15 protein-coding genes are annotated in these 15,015 nt (G+C 68.0%); all 15 read right to left on the reverse strand.

Translation table 11 applies throughout. The features are described 5' to 3' along the window. Positions 1–2 precede the first annotated feature (2 nt). Entirely contained in the window at positions 3–1,208 is a 1,206-nt protein-coding gene (locus ACYOEI_RS26770; protein WP_462852706.1) for a glycosyltransferase family 4 protein, read from the reverse strand. Next, positions 1,174–2,316, reverse strand: coding sequence for a glycosyltransferase (locus ACYOEI_RS26775; protein WP_462852707.1), 1,143 nt, complete (start codon positions 2,314–2,316; stop codon positions 1,174–1,176). Before ACYOEI_RS26775 ends, ACYOEI_RS26770 begins: the two co-directional genes overlap by 35 nt. Next, positions 2,313–3,137 carry a glycosyltransferase family 2 protein gene (locus tag ACYOEI_RS26780; RefSeq protein WP_462852708.1) on the reverse strand — a complete coding sequence of 275 codons (825 nt, stop codon included), beginning with the start codon at positions 3,135–3,137 and terminating at the stop codon, positions 2,313–2,315. Before ACYOEI_RS26780 ends, ACYOEI_RS26775 begins: the two co-directional genes overlap by 4 nt. A gap of 41 nt (positions 3,138–3,178) precedes the next feature. Next, positions 3,179–4,459 (reverse strand): ArnT family glycosyltransferase, encoded by a 1,281-nt coding sequence (locus tag ACYOEI_RS26785; protein ID WP_462852709.1) that lies wholly within the window; start codon positions 4,457–4,459, stop codon positions 3,179–3,181. 15 nt (positions 4,460–4,474) lie between these two features. Continuing rightward, positions 4,475–5,311 (reverse strand): phytanoyl-CoA dioxygenase family protein, encoded by an 837-nt coding sequence (locus ACYOEI_RS26790; RefSeq protein WP_462852710.1) that lies wholly within the window; start codon positions 5,309–5,311, stop codon positions 4,475–4,477. Further along, positions 5,308–6,306 carry a methionyl-tRNA formyltransferase gene (locus ACYOEI_RS26795; protein ID WP_462852711.1) on the reverse strand — a complete coding sequence of 333 codons (999 nt, stop codon included), beginning with the start codon at positions 6,304–6,306 and terminating at the stop codon, positions 5,308–5,310. The genes ACYOEI_RS26790 and ACYOEI_RS26795 overlap by 4 nt, the downstream gene beginning before the upstream one ends. Beyond that, positions 6,303–7,487 carry an aminoacyl--tRNA ligase-related protein gene (locus ACYOEI_RS26800; protein WP_462852712.1) on the reverse strand — a complete coding sequence of 395 codons (1,185 nt, stop codon included), beginning with the start codon at positions 7,485–7,487 and terminating at the stop codon, positions 6,303–6,305. The genes ACYOEI_RS26795 and ACYOEI_RS26800 overlap by 4 nt, the downstream gene beginning before the upstream one ends. Then, positions 7,484–7,723: a phosphopantetheine-binding protein gene (locus tag ACYOEI_RS26805; RefSeq protein ID WP_462852713.1), complete on the reverse strand. Its 240-nt coding sequence runs from the start codon at positions 7,721–7,723 to the stop codon at positions 7,484–7,486. Before ACYOEI_RS26805 ends, ACYOEI_RS26800 begins: the two co-directional genes overlap by 4 nt. A 64-nt stretch (positions 7,724–7,787) precedes the next feature. Beyond that, on the reverse strand, positions 7,788–8,498 hold the full coding sequence (locus tag ACYOEI_RS26810) for an acyltransferase (protein WP_462852714.1): 711 nt from the start codon (positions 8,496–8,498) through the stop codon (positions 7,788–7,790). Positions 8,499–8,581: 83 nt separating this feature from the next. Next, positions 8,582–9,589 carry an endonuclease/exonuclease/phosphatase family protein gene (locus ACYOEI_RS26815; protein WP_462852715.1) on the reverse strand — a complete coding sequence of 336 codons (1,008 nt, stop codon included), beginning with the start codon at positions 9,587–9,589 and terminating at the stop codon, positions 8,582–8,584. Further along, complete coding sequence (locus tag ACYOEI_RS26820; RefSeq protein ID WP_462852716.1) at positions 9,586–10,905, reverse strand: glycosyltransferase family 4 protein; 1,320 nt, start codon at positions 10,903–10,905, stop codon at positions 9,586–9,588. Before ACYOEI_RS26820 ends, ACYOEI_RS26815 begins: the two co-directional genes overlap by 4 nt. Positions 10,906–10,976: 71 nt before the next feature. Beyond that, positions 10,977–12,050 (reverse strand): non-hydrolyzing UDP-N-acetylglucosamine 2-epimerase, encoded by a 1,074-nt coding sequence (wecB, locus tag ACYOEI_RS26825; protein ID WP_462852717.1) that lies wholly within the window; start codon positions 12,048–12,050, stop codon positions 10,977–10,979. A 46-nt stretch (positions 12,051–12,096) separates the two neighbouring features. Beyond that, on the reverse strand, positions 12,097–12,768 hold the full coding sequence (locus ACYOEI_RS26830; protein WP_462852718.1) for a class I SAM-dependent methyltransferase: 672 nt from the start codon (positions 12,766–12,768) through the stop codon (positions 12,097–12,099). Beyond that, entirely contained in the window at positions 12,765–14,054 is a 1,290-nt protein-coding gene (locus ACYOEI_RS26835) for an ABC transporter ATP-binding protein (RefSeq protein ID WP_462852719.1), read from the reverse strand. Before ACYOEI_RS26835 ends, ACYOEI_RS26830 begins: the two co-directional genes overlap by 4 nt. A gap of 23 nt (positions 14,055–14,077) precedes the next feature. After that, positions 14,078–14,974, reverse strand: a complete 897-nt coding sequence (locus tag ACYOEI_RS26840; protein WP_462852720.1) for an ABC transporter permease — start codon at positions 14,972–14,974, stop codon at positions 14,078–14,080. Positions 14,975–15,015 lie beyond the last annotated feature (41 nt).

The raw sequence follows: 15,015 nt of genomic DNA on the forward strand, positions 1-15,015 counted from the left end.
CTTTAAATGTGAGAAGGGGTCACCGTTGAGGAAGGCCGACGGCTGGAATCCACCACGTCCTCGAAGAGGTCGGACAGGTCGGCGGCCACCTCGTCGTGGCCTCGAGGCCCGGGGGCGTCGGTGATCTGGTCGAAGGCGCCGGCCAGCCCGTCGCGAATGGCCGCCGCCAGGGCTTCGGGCTCGCCCGGCGGGACCAACCGGGCGGCACCGAGATGGGTGATTTCGGGGATACCGCCGACGTGGGACGCGACGAAGGGGAGGCCGCAGGCGGCGGCCTCCAGGAGGACGACCGGGACCCCCTCGGAACGGCTCGGTAGGACGAACAAGTCGGCCGCGCGATACCAGTCGGCGAGCTTGTCGTGGGGCATGGCTCCGGCGAACACCACTCGTTGGCCAAGCCCGAGTTGAGCGGCCTGGCGTTCGAGCCGAGACCGGAGGGAGCCTTGTCCGACGAGGTAGAGCCGGAAGGAGACGTCGGCCCTCGCAAGCTCGTCGCAGGCGGCGAGGAGGACGTCGAGCCCTTTCACCGGCACGAGGTTCCCGACGAACAGGATGGTCTTCTCACGCTCGGGGAGCCCGAGTCGACGGCGGGCCTCCCCGGTTGGTCCGGGGTGAAATCGCTCGGAGTCGATCCCGTCGTAGATGACCCGGATGCGTCGAGACGGGACTCCGAGGCCCACCATTCGATCGGCCAGGTCCTGGCTCACGGCAAGGATGCGGTCGGCCCGTTGGAGTCCGGTGAGCGTCGGGCCGCGTCGTGCGGGATGGGCGCCCAGGCTGTTCACATCGGACCCGTGGACCTTGACCACGACGGGGATCCCCTCACGCTCCCCAAGTTCCACCGCCGCCCACCCGTCCGGGTAGGCCCACGGTGCGAACAGCAGGTCCGGGCGGAACGCGGCCAGGACGCGGTCGAACGTCGACTGAACTGACCGTCGGAAGCATCGCCCGTAAAGGCTTCGAAAGACCTTGGGCGGGTAGATGTACCGGGGGTGATGCACCGCCATCCCTTCGCAGGCCGAGGTCCGGTCGGGTCGCAGCCGGTTACCTTGATCTCGACGTGCCCGAAGCTCGTCGCTCCAGAGGATTGGCGCGATCACCTCGACGTCGTGCCTCCGTGCCAACCACGCGAGCTGCTGCCGGTTGAACGCAGCACGGGAGGGCTGGTACGGGTTAGGAAAGAGGTTTGTGATCGCCAGGATCCGCATGACTCGCCCCCAGGACCTCGTGGTATTGACGCTGGTAGGCGTCGGCCATGGCGTCTATGCCGAAGAGGGACGTGACACGGGCCCGGCCCGCGAGTCCCAGTGTCTGGGCGAGTCCACGGTCGGCGAGCACTCCGTTGAGCGAGGTCGCCAGGGCGTCGACGTCTCCCGGCTCGACCAGGACCGCGGCGTCGTCGCCGGCCATTTCGGGGAGCCCGCCGACTCGGGTGGCGACCACGGGCAGCCCGACCGCCCACGCCTCGAGAACGGCCAGAGGCATCCCCTCGGACCGGCTCGAGAGGGCGAAGACGTCCATGGCCGCCAGGTAGCGGCCGGGCCGCTCCTGATAACCGACGAAGTGGACTCGGTCCGCGAGCCCGGAGTCCTGGGCGAGCGTCTGCAATGGTCCGAGCGCCGGCCCGTCACCTACCAAGATCAGGTGGGGGGCCGTGGCGTGATTCTCGAGCCGGGCCAGGGCTCGGATCAGGTCGTCCTGTCGCTTGATCTCGTCGAGTCGGCCTACCGTGCCCACGACCGGGGCCTCGTCCGGAATACCGAGCTCTCGTCGGACGGGCGTGCCGTCGCCCCCCTCGCGGTCTCTTTCGGCGTCGCGAGGGATGCCGTTCGGGACGACCCGGAGCTTACGACGCGGGACCAACCGGCCGTCGGCCACTTCCCGGGCGAGACCTTGCGACACACAGATGAAGCGAGCGGCCCGAGCGGAGGCCAGGCGTGCGAGGAGTCTTCGGCGCGGGCTCCACAGGATCTCGCGGCCGTGCTGGGTGTGGACGACGGGGCGGGGCGTCGCGAGCCCCGCATAGAGAAGTGCACCGACCTGGTGGGTATGCACGACATCGGGGCCCAGGGAACGAATCATCGAATAGAGTCTCCCGATGGTGTCAGGGCGGAGTCCTGGGGGCTTGTTCACGCAAGTAACTTGGGCCCCGGCCCGCTCGGCCTCGGGGGCGAGTCGCCCCGGACGTTCCAGGCAGATCACCGCCACGCGATGCCCAAGTTCGCAGCCGGCGCGGACCAGGCTCAGGACGACGCGCTCCAGGCCTCCGACGTCGAGCGACAGCACGACGTGTGCGACCGAGAACGGGCGCGTCATGACCGGGGCTCCTCGCCGGTTCGTGCGGCGGTTCGACATGAGCGGAGCGGGACGACGCGGTATTTGATCAGGGCCCAGAGCGCCTCCACGCCGTCCCACCAGCGGATCTTCTTCCCTTCGTCGATCCCTCGGGCGTGGTACGAGATCGGCACTTCGTGGATCGCGTGCCCGAGCCGACGTACCTTGGCCGTGACCTCCGGGCAGAACTCGAACCGGAGGCATCGCAGCCGGATGGACCTGAGCACGTCGGCCCGGAACGCCTTATACGCCGTGGCCTCGTCGGTGATCCTCGCGCCGTAGAGGAGGTTCGTCGTGCTCGTGAGCACCTTGTTGGCCAGCCAGTTGGCCAGCTTCATCCCCTGGGGCCTCGAACGGAACCGCGACCCGTAGACCACGTCGGCGGCCCCTGCCACGATCGGTTCGAGCAAGGCCAGGTAGTCTCGCGGGTCGTACTCGAGGTCGCCGTCCTGGACGAGGATAATGTCTCCCGTCGCCTTGGCGATCCCGACGCGGAGCGCCGCGCCCTTTCCGAAGTTCACGACCGAATGATGGACGCGGACGACGGACGGATCGGCGCAACGGTCGAGCAGGTCCGTCGTGCCGTCGGTGGAGCCGTCGTCGACGACGATCACCTCCTTGACGCATCCGGAGGGCAAGGGGGCGTCCACTACCCGTTCCAGCACCTGAGTCAGGCTCCGGAACTCGTTGTAAACGGGGATGACGATCGAGACCCGGATCGTCTGGGGTCCCTCCGCGGTCAGGTCCGCGTCGTCGGGCGTCAGCGCTGAAGGCACAAGGGTCGGTGTCGCCGTGTTGGCCATCGTGGTTGCTCCCTTCGGAACCGCCTGGGACCGCCGTCCGCTCAGGCTCCCTGGGCGACCGCCACCGGCCGGGCGCGACGCCGAGCCAGGGCTTCGAAGCCCAACGCGACCGCCATCGACCCGAGGACCATGCACAGTGGCTCGATCGGGTAGCGATAGCGGGGATTCCCGAAAAAGATGAGCGAGGTGAGGGTGTAGCCGAGCAGCACAAGGTGAAGTAACCACCCCGGCTGGCCGGCACGAAGGAACGCGATGAGGGTCGGCACGAACGCAAGGCCTGCCAGGAGGAGCACGGGTCCCCAACTGATGAGCAAGACCACGCGATACATGCGAGGCGCGTGGGGCTGAAGGAAGGGGGTCCACGCCCTCAAAAGCTTCGCGCGGATCAAGAAGGGTAAGCGGTCGGGATTGTCTCGGAGCCATTGCATGGCGAAACCCCGAGCGACTCGGTCACGCTCCAGTTCCGAGCCCGCCGACTGGAGGGCGTCGCGATATTCCGGGATCGCCGTGTCCCAGGGCGAACCGCCGAAGAACTTCGGGTCGGTGACGACGATCCGGTTGTTCGCCTGAAGAAGGACTGACCCTCCCATCGTCGAGAACGGGATGAAGGCGTGGAAGACGAGGTAGTTCCGCACCGCCCAGGGCACCAGCGCGAGCACGGCAACGGCCGGCACGGCGAGTCCCATCAGCATCGTCCGGCGGCTCCCCCGCATCTGCACCAGCCCCCAGAATCCCACCAGCGGTAAGAGGAGCACGACGTTGAGGCGGGTCAGCAACGCCATGCCCAAGAGCACTCCCGCAAGGGTCGCCCGGCCCCATCCAGGACACTCGGCGAATCGCAGACACGCCAGGACGAAGGACAGGAGCCAGAACGTGCCGAGCGTTTCGGAGAGCAGTTCCGAAGCATAAAGAAGGGCCAGGGGGTAGACGGCGAACACGGTCGCGGCCAGCAGCCCGACGGCTTCTCCCCCGCAGCGTCGCCCGATCTGGTAAGTCAGCAGGACCGTCGCGGCGCCGAGCAGGCAGTGGAGTAGGCGGATGGCGGCGGGACGGTGGCCGACGACTTTGTAAACCGCGGCCCAGACGAGCGACGTCCCCGGCGGCCGGTAGGCCGTCAGGTGGTCGCGGTCCGCGACGTCGGGGCTCATCCCGCGATAGCCACGGCCCTCGGCCAGGTTCCAGGCGTAGGTATCGTATTCCTGCTGGTCCGACCCCGACGCTGGCGGAGTGTCGAAGCCCAGGTCCGCCGCCAGGCCGAGCCGGAGCGCCAGGCCGAGCAGGACGGCGGCGGATAGGACGGTTCGACGGGTCGTCAAGGTCATCGGCCGCTCCTTGGATCAGTGTCGGGTCATCGAGGTGGAGCGACGCAGGCGACGGATGATGCGGCCGCCTGCCACTCGGATGGCGCTGTAGGCGGGCATCTCGACGCTGGCGTCGAAGCGGTGGTCGAAGTAGGAGACTCCTTCCTCCTCGATCCCGAACATCTGTCGGCGGAGCCTTGTCGTGGCGAGCCGTTCCAAGTCGGAGGGGACGGCGTTGGCGTAGTTCTTCAACCAGAAGTGCGAGTAAGCATATATTAGCGACTTGCGGGTCTTCGGGCTGGTGTTGTCCAGGGCCATGTGGAGCACGTGCGTGTTGAACAGGACGGCGTCGCCGGCCTTGGGCACGATCTTCGTGACCGCCGGGGAGTCTCCGTTCGGGTCGATCTGCGGGCGCGGGTATCCCTGAGGGAGGCGGTGGGTGCCGGGCAGGAACGCCAGGCATCCCTGGTCGGGAGACAGGTCCTCGAAGTAGTAGTGGACCTTGACGAAGAAGTGGGGGCTGTGGGCCAGGTCGATCCCGATCACCTCGGCGAGATCGCTGTGCCAGGGCGCCGTGAATGTCCGACCTGGGGGGAAGACTCGGGCGTGCGTGTGGTTGAGCTGGATGTCCGGCCCGACGGCCGAGAGCAGCACCGGGAGGACCATCGGCAGATCAACCAGGTCGACGAAGCTGTCGTCGACGTCGAGGATGTCGGGGATGTCGAAGTAGCCCTCCGTCTCCGCCGCGCCTGCATGACGCTCCGCCGCGGCGTCGAAGGCCCGCTTGAGCCGCGCGACCAGGTCCGGGTTGATGACGCCCGGCAGATGGACGAAGCCCTGGTTCTCGAACTGAATCTGCTGGTCGATGTTCATTCCACGATCCTTTCGCGTCGCTGAGGGGTTCGGCGGCTCGGAGTGGGGGTACCGTCGTCGAGTTGGTCGCCGGGGCGAAGGAGGTCGGCGACCGCAGTGTCGCGGCCATCGACGCGGAGGCGTTGGAGGAGGACGAACCCATCGCCGCAGGCGACTCGGGCCCCCGCGCGGTCGACGGAGGCGACCGTCCCCGGCGGGACGTCGGCCGTGCCCTCGGCCCGTCGTGCGCGGGCGACGGCGACCGTCCGGCCCCGGAGTGAGGCCCGGGGCGCCCCCCATGGCGAAGGGTACGGCCCGAAGTCGGCCGCCCGGATGAGGTCGTATACCGACCGCGAGGGAGCGGACCAGCGGATGATCCCGCGATGGGGCATGCCGGGGCCGAAGTACTCGCGTGCGGAGAGATCCTGCGGCTCGGCCGGGATCGACTCGGGGTCGTCCGCGGCCGCTTCGACGAGCCGGCGGAGTAACTCCAGCCCGACCTGGGTGCAACGCCCGTTGAGGGAGAGTCCCGTATCATCGGGACCGATCGGGAACCGTTCCTGATAGGCGATCGGGCCGGTGTCGATGCCCGGTTCCATGCGGTGCACCGTCACACCGTGCTCCGACTCGCCCCGGTAGATGGCCCAGCTCGGCGCGTTCAACCCGGCGTATCGGGGCAGGGGGCCCGGGTGCAGGTTGTAGCTGCCGATCCTGGCTGCCGCCACGACCTCGGGCCGGATGATGTGGAGCGAATGGACGTTGAGTAGCAGGTCCACCCGGCTCTCGACGACCTTCTCGGCGTACTCCGGTTGCCGGACGGATCGCGAGTCGAGGACCGGTAGTCCCATCCGAGTTGCGAACTGCCAGGGGGCGGACCCGGGGCTGTCCGAGGTGGCCGGGGCCGCGAGCACGCACGCGACGCGGTGCGGGCCCCCGGCGAGATCCTTCAGGACTTCGACCCCGGCTCCTTCGTCCGCCACCACGAGGATGTTCAGGCCTCGCGTCCTCGTCATCATCGCCAGCCCTCCCCCGCGAACTCGGGGGCCGTCCTGATCGGCTCGGGCCAGTAGCGCGGGTCTTCGCCGTGCTGAGCAAGGAACGCGCAGACCCAGCGTTCCAGGCCGAACGCTACGCAGACGCTGTGCATGGGGCCGGCCTCTTCCACGCCGACATCGAACGCGCGACCGAAGAAGTCGGTGTGATAATTGTGTGACCCGACGGCCAGTCGGTCGTTGGGCAGCAGCAATGAGACTTCGTACTTCGTCTCGGTGCTGAGCTGGAAGTAGGTCTTCCCAGGGGCGTCGGGTGCGATGAAGAACGGGTCGCTCGCGGTGCGGATCTCCCCGGCGAGTTGGTGCGACTCCAGGAAATCGGCCATGAGCCCGATCGACTGTTCGCGGTGGGCGAGGACGTCGTCGCGGCTGCCGAGGAAGACCACCTCACGCATCGTGAAGTCCCAGAGGCGATTCAGCCCGCCGAGGTTGCTCGACTCGTACCGGAAACAACGGCCGCAGACGCCGTACGTCAGGCCCCGTGCCGGAATGATCCGGCCTTTGTTGAGGTGGTAGACGTGGTAGCAGACCGCGGGCGACAGGCAGGCCTCGGGCGTTGCCATGTCGTCCAGGGTGCCGGCGTCGAGGTCGTTCCGGTCGTGGTGCCGGGAGCGGAAGTCCTCGATCCGATCGGACTCCTCGATCAGGTGGCAGGCGAACGTCACGTTCTGAGGGAACGAGCGGAAGTAGTCGCACTTCGACAGCGTCGAGGACGGGATGAGCGTCGGCGTGAGGATCGGCCGGGCCTTCCAGGGGTCGCCGAAGGCTTCAAACTTGCGGTCGAAGTAGCGATAAAGGGCCAGGGACAATCCTTCGAGGATCACCTGCCCCGTCCCCATCTCGCTCACACCGCTCGGTGATGCGTCCAGGCCGAGGAACCGTGGCCGGTCCATGTCCGGGCTGCGGTAGACGACCTTGCGGCGGAGCCCTCGGAGGCTGCGCTGGACGCGACGGGCCAGCGCCTCGACCCGTTCGGCGAGTTCGGAGGCCATGCCGTCGGGCGCGTCGAACACCAGGACGGATCCGTCGCCGTTGAACCGCGGGTTGGCGATCTCTCGCGACAGGAAGGCGGCTTGTTTGCTGATCTCTTCGCGGGCCATGTCGTGCGCCGGCTCGGCGAGGTGGACGGTCGTAGTCCGGTTCATGCGGCGTGCTCCTGCTTGAGGTCTTCGAGGATGGTCAACAGGGCCCGCGGGCTGCGTGCCGCGACGAATCGGTCGTCGGGGATGGAGACGTCGTACTCCACTTCCAGTTCCATAAGAAGTGAGAGTGCGTTGATGGAAGAAAATCCCGCGTCGTACATGTCGTCGTCGGGGGCGAGCCCCGAGACTCGTCCGACCCGGCCGATGATTTCGGTAATTCGCTGCAGTTCGCCTGGCATCGCCGTCACTCCAGGGGCGGTCTCATGCCCGACTAGGGCGATCATCGCCGTAGCGGGAGGTGGGTTAGGAAAGGGACGCGATCGCGCGGGCGGGGTTGCCCGCGACGACCGTGTTGGCGGGGACGTTCGTCATGACCACCGAGCCGGCCGAGACGATGCTCCCTACCCCGATGGTTACGCCTGGGAAGATGATGCAGCGTCGCCCGATCCAGACGTTGTCGGAGATCACGACCGGTCGGACGTCCTCGACGCCCGCCGGTAGGCCCGCGCGGCGGGCCTCCGGGTCGGACGGATGACCGCTGAAGTCGAACATCCAGACGTCGGAGGCGATCCGGCAGTCGCGCCCGATCGTGACGCTCTTGGCCACGGTGATCTTGCTGTTGTGGCCCAGCGAAGAGCGGTCGCCGATGCTCAACGTCGGCCGGTCGCCGAAGCGCTGGGTGAAGGCGAAGCAGCACTTGCCGTCGATGAGCACGTCGTCGCCGACGATCAGGTCGCCACGCCCTTCGACGAAGTGGACGAAGACGTCCGTCCTGAGACGCCGGCCGTACCGTTTGCAGTACGCCTTGAACAGCGGCTCGCAGACAAACACCCGGTAGGCGAAGTAGTAAACGGATCGGGCGGTCAGGTAGCCCCAAAGCATCGGCTGCGTCACGACCCGAGGAGTCGGCAGAGTAAACGACCGCAGCAGTCGATAGGCCCCACGGCCGCGACGGACCATCGGGTGTTCGGAATAGGTCAGGAACCCACGCAGGTTCGTAATGCCCGAGGTCATCCCGTTCGACTCCCGATCCGTTGACCGGCTGGGCGGCATTCCGCCCTTCCGGAAGTGAAGCCGGGCCCATCCCGGCTTCGTCCCTATTCGTCCGCGTCGACCCAATCCCAGTCCGCTACGAGCGGTCGGTGGTCCGAGCCGACGTCCGGGCCGACCCAGCAGGAGCGACAACGCCAGCCCGCCCCCGCCAGCACGTGGTCGACTCGGAACCCCAGGTGGGGAATAAACCGGGTGTTGCCGATCCCGAGGCCGGCGTCGTTGAAGGCGTTGGTGTACCCGGAGAAGTTCTGGCGGTAGATGGCCCCCTCGACCGGCATGTTGAAGTCGCCGGCGACCAGGACGGGGCCCTCGTACTGCAAGATCCAATGGCTGGCCAGTTCGGCCACGGCCTCGCGTCGTTCGATGTTGCCCTGGAGGGTCTGGCCTCCGTGCCACCAACCGTAACGCACCGCTTCCAGGCCAGTCCGGGGCGACGTCAACTGGAGTGAGAAGATCTGGACTCCACCGATCGGCGTCAGGATTTCGTGTCGGGCGACGACCGCCTCTCCGTCCAGGTCGGATCGGCCGAGGCGTTCGTAGGTGATGATCGGGAGACGACTGAGGAAGCAGATCCGTTCGCCGGAGCGAGTCTCCCACCCCTCGGCCTTCCAGCGGGCCTCCGACTCCTTGGTGAAGCGGTGTTCCTGGAGGGCGACGACGTCGGGCTCGACCTCGGCGATGAGGTTCCGAAGGTCCTCGGCACGGAGGAGACTTCCTCCGCAGTTGCACGTCAGGACCCGTAGCGAAAACGAGGAAGAGCCGCTCGGCAGCGAGCGACGCCAGGGGATGCGGACCCCGGCGACTGGGCCGACCGCGACCGCCGCCGCCCCGATCAGGACGGGTAGCCCTCGGCGGTGGCGGACCGCCGCATGAGGGAGCAAGACGGCCAGGGGGAGCATCGCCATCCAGCGCGGGCCGAAGAGGAGCATGGTGGCTGGCCACCAGCGGTCGCCGCCGACCCAGAGCGTCGCCCAGACGACGAGCAGGACCACCAGATAGGCCCAGCCGACCGTATCGATCCACGACCGCCTGGCCGGGAGACGGAGCCTCACAGCGTCCGCTCCCCGGACACTCCGGATTCGGTGGCCGCGCCGACGCCGTGGGCCACCGGCGTGTGGAGCTCAACCCTCGGATCGGCCTGATCGACGAGCTCGTCCAGGACCTCCACGAGTTGACCGGCGATCGCCCGTCGGGTGAATCGCGAAGGCCGAAGCGGGTCGCGGCCCGGCTCGGCACTCGACCCGACCGTGGCCGCCAGTTCGACGATCGCTCGGGCGATGGCCGAGGGGTCACGGGGGGACGCGATTCGGTGCGGAACGCCTCCCTGGCCCAACGCCCAGGCGAGATCCCCGTCCGGTTCGGCCAGCGCCAGGATCGGTCGCCCCGCGCCGAGGTATTCGTAGAGCTTCGCCGGAATTCCGACGCGACGGCCGGGGCTGTCGATGACGAGCAGGATGTCGGCCCGGGCCATTTCATCAAGAGCCCGTTCATAGGGGACCTGGCCGAGGTTTTCGACGAGACTGCCAAGCTCCCGCTTCCCGATCTCGTCGGCGAGTGCGTCGTCGCCGCACGACGACCGACCCAGGAGCCCGAGACTGGCCTCGAGGGGCCCTCCCTTGAGTGAGGCGACCGCGTCGAGCAGCGGGATCGGGTCGCGACCAGCGTAGAGCTCGCCCGCGTGGACGAGCCGGATCGACCCCTCGCGGCGGCGAGGACCCGAGCGGGTAGCGAACGCTTCGGGGTCGAAGCCGTTCGTGAGCGTGACGATCTTCCCCGCGTGATCCGGGAAGGCCTCGCTGAGCATGTTGGTCGCCCCGGGCGCGGTCGTCGTCACCGTGTCGGCGTTGGCGATCACGGCCCGCTCGAGGCGAGTCAGGCTGCGCCTTCGGAGCGAGTTCGGGCCGCCGAGATTGCCGCAGGTCGGCGTGTTCTCGTCGCCGACGGTCATCCAGGGGTCGCGGAAGTCGGCGACCCAGGGGAGGCCGAATCGACGCTTCACGTAGAGCCCGACGGCGTGCGTCACGTGCGGCGGGCCGGTGGTCAACACGGCGTCGGGGCGGTGTTCGCGGATCGCCTTCAACGAGGCACCGGCGGCGCGGAACAACCAGGCCGCGTACGGGTCGATTCCGCGTAGGGGACGGGTGAGGATATGCCGAGGGAACGGTGCTGGTACGACGATCGTCTCCGGGGGCGGAGGGATCTCCAGGCCCGGGTCGACCGCCTCCCAGGGCAGCGAAGGCGGCGAGACGAAGAGCGTCCGCCAGCCGAACCGCGGGAGGTGACGGGCCAGGCCGACCATGCGGTACGTGCCACTGGCCACCGTCGGCGCGAAGTGCAACGAGACGACCAAGAGCTTGCGTCCGTCCAACGCTGATCTCCGTTCGAAGGGCCAAGTTCGCCATGCCCCTGCGCGTCGGCGCGGGGCGGTCATCGGTCGACTCAGGCGATCAGTACGTCGACGACGCGTTTGGCGGCGGAGCCGTCCCAGAGCTCGGGAACCCGGCCGCGTTTCGGACCCGTCCGGAGGACGCCGAACGCCGCCTTCAGGATCCGCGTCGGGTCCATTCCCACCAGGGTGTTGGTCCCCTCCTCGACGGTCGCAGGCCGCTCGGTGTTCTCGCGAAGGGTCAGGCAGGGTACGCCGAGGACCGTCGTCTCTTCCTGGATCCCGCCCGAGTCGGTCAGGACCATCCGGGAATGGGCGAGCAGCTTGAGGAAGTCGAGGTAGCCCAGGGGATCCGAGAGGAGCAGCCCCTTCGCCTCCGCGCGTCCGGCCCGAGTCAGGGCGGCCCTCGTCCGAGGGTGGACGGGGAAGACGATCGGCAACTCTTGGCCAAGACGGCCGAGTGCGTCGATCAGTTGGCCGAGCGTCTCGGGGTCGTCCACGTTGGCCGGCCGATGGAGCGTGACGACGGCGTAGCCCTGGTCTCGGACGCCGAGGTCTTCCAGGATCGTCGATCGCTCGCTCCGCTGGAGGCAGGCCAGCAGGGTGTCGATCATCACGTTCCCGACGAAGTGGATTCGATCGTCGGCCACCCCCTCGCGCCGGAGGTTTTCCACGCCGCTCCGCTCGCTGACGAACAGCCATCGGCTGATGGCGTCGGTGAGGATGCGGTTGATCTCCTCGGGCATCGAGCGGTCGAAGCTCCGCAGGCCGGCCTCGACGTGCGCGACCGGCACGCCCAGCTTCACGGCGGTCAAGGTGCAAGCGATCGTCGAATTGACGTCGCCGACGACCACCACCGCGTCGGGCTTCTGTTCGAGGATCACCGGCTCGAACCGCTTCATGACCTCGGCCGTCTGGACAGCGTGCGACCCGGCCCCGACCCCCATGTTCAGGTCCGGGCGGGGGATGCCCAGGTCCTGGAAGAACAGGGCCGACATCCGGTCGTCATAGTGCTGTCCTGTGTGGACCAGGTGGGTCCGCACGCCAGGGCGCCCGTGCAGCTCGCGCAGCAGCGGTGCGATCTTCATGAAGTTCGGGCGTGCGCCGACGACGGCGACGATCTCCATCGCGATACTCCCTTGCTTGGTGCCGCCGGGGCACGGGCCGAAAGGGTCAGGCTCCCTCGCCGTTGCGGACCCCGTCGAAGAGGTAAAACCGGTCGGTCTGCGACCGAGGGCTGGTCAAGGTCACGACGTCGAGCGACTCGAAGAACCGTCCATAGCGCCCGACGACCTCGTCGGCGTCTTGGAAATGGCGCACGTGGCCGTCGTAGGGGAAATTCGGGACCGAGCACAGGCAGCGCTTGCCGGGTCGGAACCGGGCGACGACCTCGAGGTCGTCGGCGATGTGCTCGAGCGTCTCGGTGCAGATCACGGCGTCGTGATCGAATTGATCGTGGAGGTCGGTCGTCCTCGCATCCGCGACCACGAACATGGCCGCGGGAGCGTTCCGCTTCGCCATGTCGATCGCGACAGGGCTGAAGTCGAGGCCGGCGTAGGCCGTGACCCCTTGATCAAGGAGGAGGGCGGCCAACTGACCGGGGCCGCAGCCGACTTCCAGGACCCGTGTGAGCCCGTCGCGCCTCAGGCGGTCGGCGATCACTGACCACAAGAAGTAATAGAATGAGGCGTTGTAGGGGCATTGGTACGCCCCTGGCGAGCGGTACAAGGCGTCGTAGAAGGAGGCCGCCTCCTCGTGCCCTCCTTGGTGACGTGGAGGTTGGGCGAGGCCGAGCCGGACGCCGAGGCGATGGGCCGACTTGCGAAGGACGACGCTGGGACTCATGAATGGGCGCTCCCGATAAGGCACGCCCCGCGCTCGACCGACCATTGCGACGGGGCCACGCAAAACCCACGCGAGTGGCCGCGCCCCTCGCCGAAGGCCTCGCCATTGATGACGCTGAAGGGCAGGGCCCTCTCGACGCTGTCGAGCTCCCCGCCACCGGCCGCGAAAGATAGCTTCAAGGCATAGTCCCCGGGCGCCAGCGGGAAAGGGTCGACCCGGCAGTCGACGGTGCATCGGCCGCTCAATCGGTCCGGTGCCGCGTCCGACAGGGGCGTGTGGATCGTCAACGCTCGCTGTCCCAGCGGGTCGTCGACGCCCACGCCGATCGTCGGCGACTCGACCGCGCCGGGGACGTCGAGGGACAGGCGTATGTGGAACGCGCCGCCGAGCGGGAGGAAGGACGTCGGCCTTTCCTGGGCGTCGAGGAGTGTCGCACCGCGGAAGATCCGTTCGCGGCGGTGGGGGTCTTCGCGGTCGAATGGCGAGGGGCCGTCGCCGTTGGCCGGGGACATCACCCGCCGTCGGTAGGCGTCCACGGCGTCGGCGACCCCGCCGTCGTAAGCGATCCGCCCCCCTTCGAGCAAAATCGCGCGGTCGCACAGGGCCTCGATGGCCGGCATGCTATGGCTGACAAAAAGGACCGTGCGACCCCCTCTCCCCACCTCGCGCATCCGGCCCATGCACTTGCGCTGGAAGGCCATGTCGCCGACCGCGAGCACTTCGTCGACGATGAGGATCTCGGGCTCGAGGTGGGCGGCGACCGCGAAGGCCAGCCGCACGTACATCCCGCTCGAATAACGCTTCACCGGCGTGTCCAGGAAACGCTCGACCTCGGCGAAGTCCACGATCCGGTCGAAGTTGCGGGCGATCTCCCGGCGTCCCATGCCAAGGATGGCGCCGTTGAGGAATATGTTCTCGCGTCCTGTCAGTTCCGGGTGGAACCCGGTGCCGACCTCGAGCAGGCTCCCGACCCTCCCACGCAGGACGACACGCCCGGAGGTGGGCTGGGTGATCCGGGAGAGCACCTTCAGCAAGGTCGACTTGCCGGCCCCGTTGGGGCCGATGAGGCCGAGGACTTCGCCCGGTTCGACGTCGAAGGAGACGTCCTGCAATGCCCAAAAATCACGGGACGAGGCCGGACCGCCACGCTTCAGCATTCGCAAAGGGGCGGTGGCGAGCCCCGTCAGGTCGTCGCGCAGCGTCCGATAGCGGTGCCGACCGCCCGGGGCGGATCGAACCATTCGGTAGCACTTGCCCAGGTCCGTTGCACTCAGGATCGGGGGCATGAGAACTCCGGTTCCGGCCAGGTTTAGATAACGTCGGCGAAGCCGTCTTCGACCGACTTGAAGACCACCACACCCACGATCAGCGCGGCCAGGGCCCCGACCGTCGACGTCGCGAGGTCGGTCCAGGGGATCGAACCACCGAGGACTGCGGACCGGAACGCACCGATCAGGCCGGTCATCGGGTTGAGCCCCAAGGCGATGTGCAGGAGCCCGCCCGAGCTCCGACCGGCCGTGGGCTGCATGTACACGGTCGGGGTGGCGAACATCCAGAGCTGAACGAGGAACGGGATCACGTAGCGGAAATCCCGGTAAGCGACGTTCAGGGCCGCCAGCAACGTGCCGACGCCGAGCGCCGTCAGGGCCATCAAGGCAATGATGACAGGCGCGAGGAGCAGCCCTTGGCCGGGTCCTACGCCGTAATAGGCCATCAGCAACGCTAGCAGCCCGCACGCGGCGAGGAGGTCCGCGAAGGCCGCACCGACCGCGGCCAGGGGGATCGAAAGCCTCGGGAAGTAGACCTTGGTGATGAGGCGCTCCGAGCCGATCACGCTGTTCCCGGCGTTGGCCACGGCCGTGGCGAAGAAGGTCCAGGGGAGCAAGCCTGCGTAGGCGAACAGCGGGTAGGGGAGGTCGCCCGACGCGATGCCGCCCATCCGGGCGAAGAAGATGGTGAAGACGACCATCATCATGGCCGGTTGCAGGACCGCCCAGGCCGAGCCGAGGACCGTCTGCTTGTAACGAACCTTGACGTCTCGCCAGACTAGGAAGCCGATCAGCTCGCGTGCTCGCCAGAGCTCGCCGAGCCCCAGCCGGAACCAGCCGCGAGGCGGCTCAAGGACGAGTTGATGTGGCCAAACCGGAGCCTCGTCGGCACTCGAGTCGGGCAGGACGCGGCCATTGGCACGGACGCTCACGCTCATCGCGGCACGACCTCCGAGAATACCGTGTGGGCGGGCAGGGG

This window comes from Singulisphaera rosea, assembly GCF_054877945.1.

Coding starts and splice junctions, on each gene's coding strand:
- ACYOEI_RS26770 (WP_462852706.1), bottom strand. CDS start 1,208: ATGCGGATCCTGGCGATCACAAACCTCTTTCCTAACCCGTACCAGCCC.
- ACYOEI_RS26775 (WP_462852707.1), bottom strand. CDS start 2,316: ATGACGCGCCCGTTCTCGGTCGCACACGTCGTGCTGTCGCTCGACGTC.
- ACYOEI_RS26780 (WP_462852708.1), bottom strand. CDS start 3,137: ATGGCCAACACGGCGACACCGACCCTTGTGCCTTCAGCGCTGACGCCC.
- ACYOEI_RS26785 (WP_462852709.1), bottom strand. CDS start 4,459: ATGACCTTGACGACCCGTCGAACCGTCCTATCCGCCGCCGTCCTGCTC.
- ACYOEI_RS26790 (WP_462852710.1), bottom strand. CDS start 5,311: ATGAACATCGACCAGCAGATTCAGTTCGAGAACCAGGGCTTCGTCCAT.
- ACYOEI_RS26795 (WP_462852711.1), bottom strand. CDS start 6,306: ATGATGACGAGGACGCGAGGCCTGAACATCCTCGTGGTGGCGGACGAA.
- ACYOEI_RS26800 (WP_462852712.1), bottom strand. CDS start 7,487: ATGAACCGGACTACGACCGTCCACCTCGCCGAGCCGGCGCACGACATG.
- ACYOEI_RS26805 (WP_462852713.1), bottom strand. CDS start 7,723: ATGCCAGGCGAACTGCAGCGAATTACCGAAATCATCGGCCGGGTCGGA.
- ACYOEI_RS26810 (WP_462852714.1), bottom strand. CDS start 8,498: ATGACCTCGGGCATTACGAACCTGCGTGGGTTCCTGACCTATTCCGAA.
- wecB (WP_462852717.1), bottom strand. CDS start 12,050: ATGGAGATCGTCGCCGTCGTCGGCGCACGCCCGAACTTCATGAAGATC.
- ACYOEI_RS26830 (WP_462852718.1), bottom strand. CDS start 12,768: ATGAGTCCCAGCGTCGTCCTTCGCAAGTCGGCCCATCGCCTCGGCGTC.
- ACYOEI_RS26835 (WP_462852719.1), bottom strand. CDS start 14,054: ATGCCCCCGATCCTGAGTGCAACGGACCTGGGCAAGTGCTACCGAATG.
- ACYOEI_RS26840 (WP_462852720.1), bottom strand. CDS start 14,974: ATGAGCGTGAGCGTCCGTGCCAATGGCCGCGTCCTGCCCGACTCGAGT.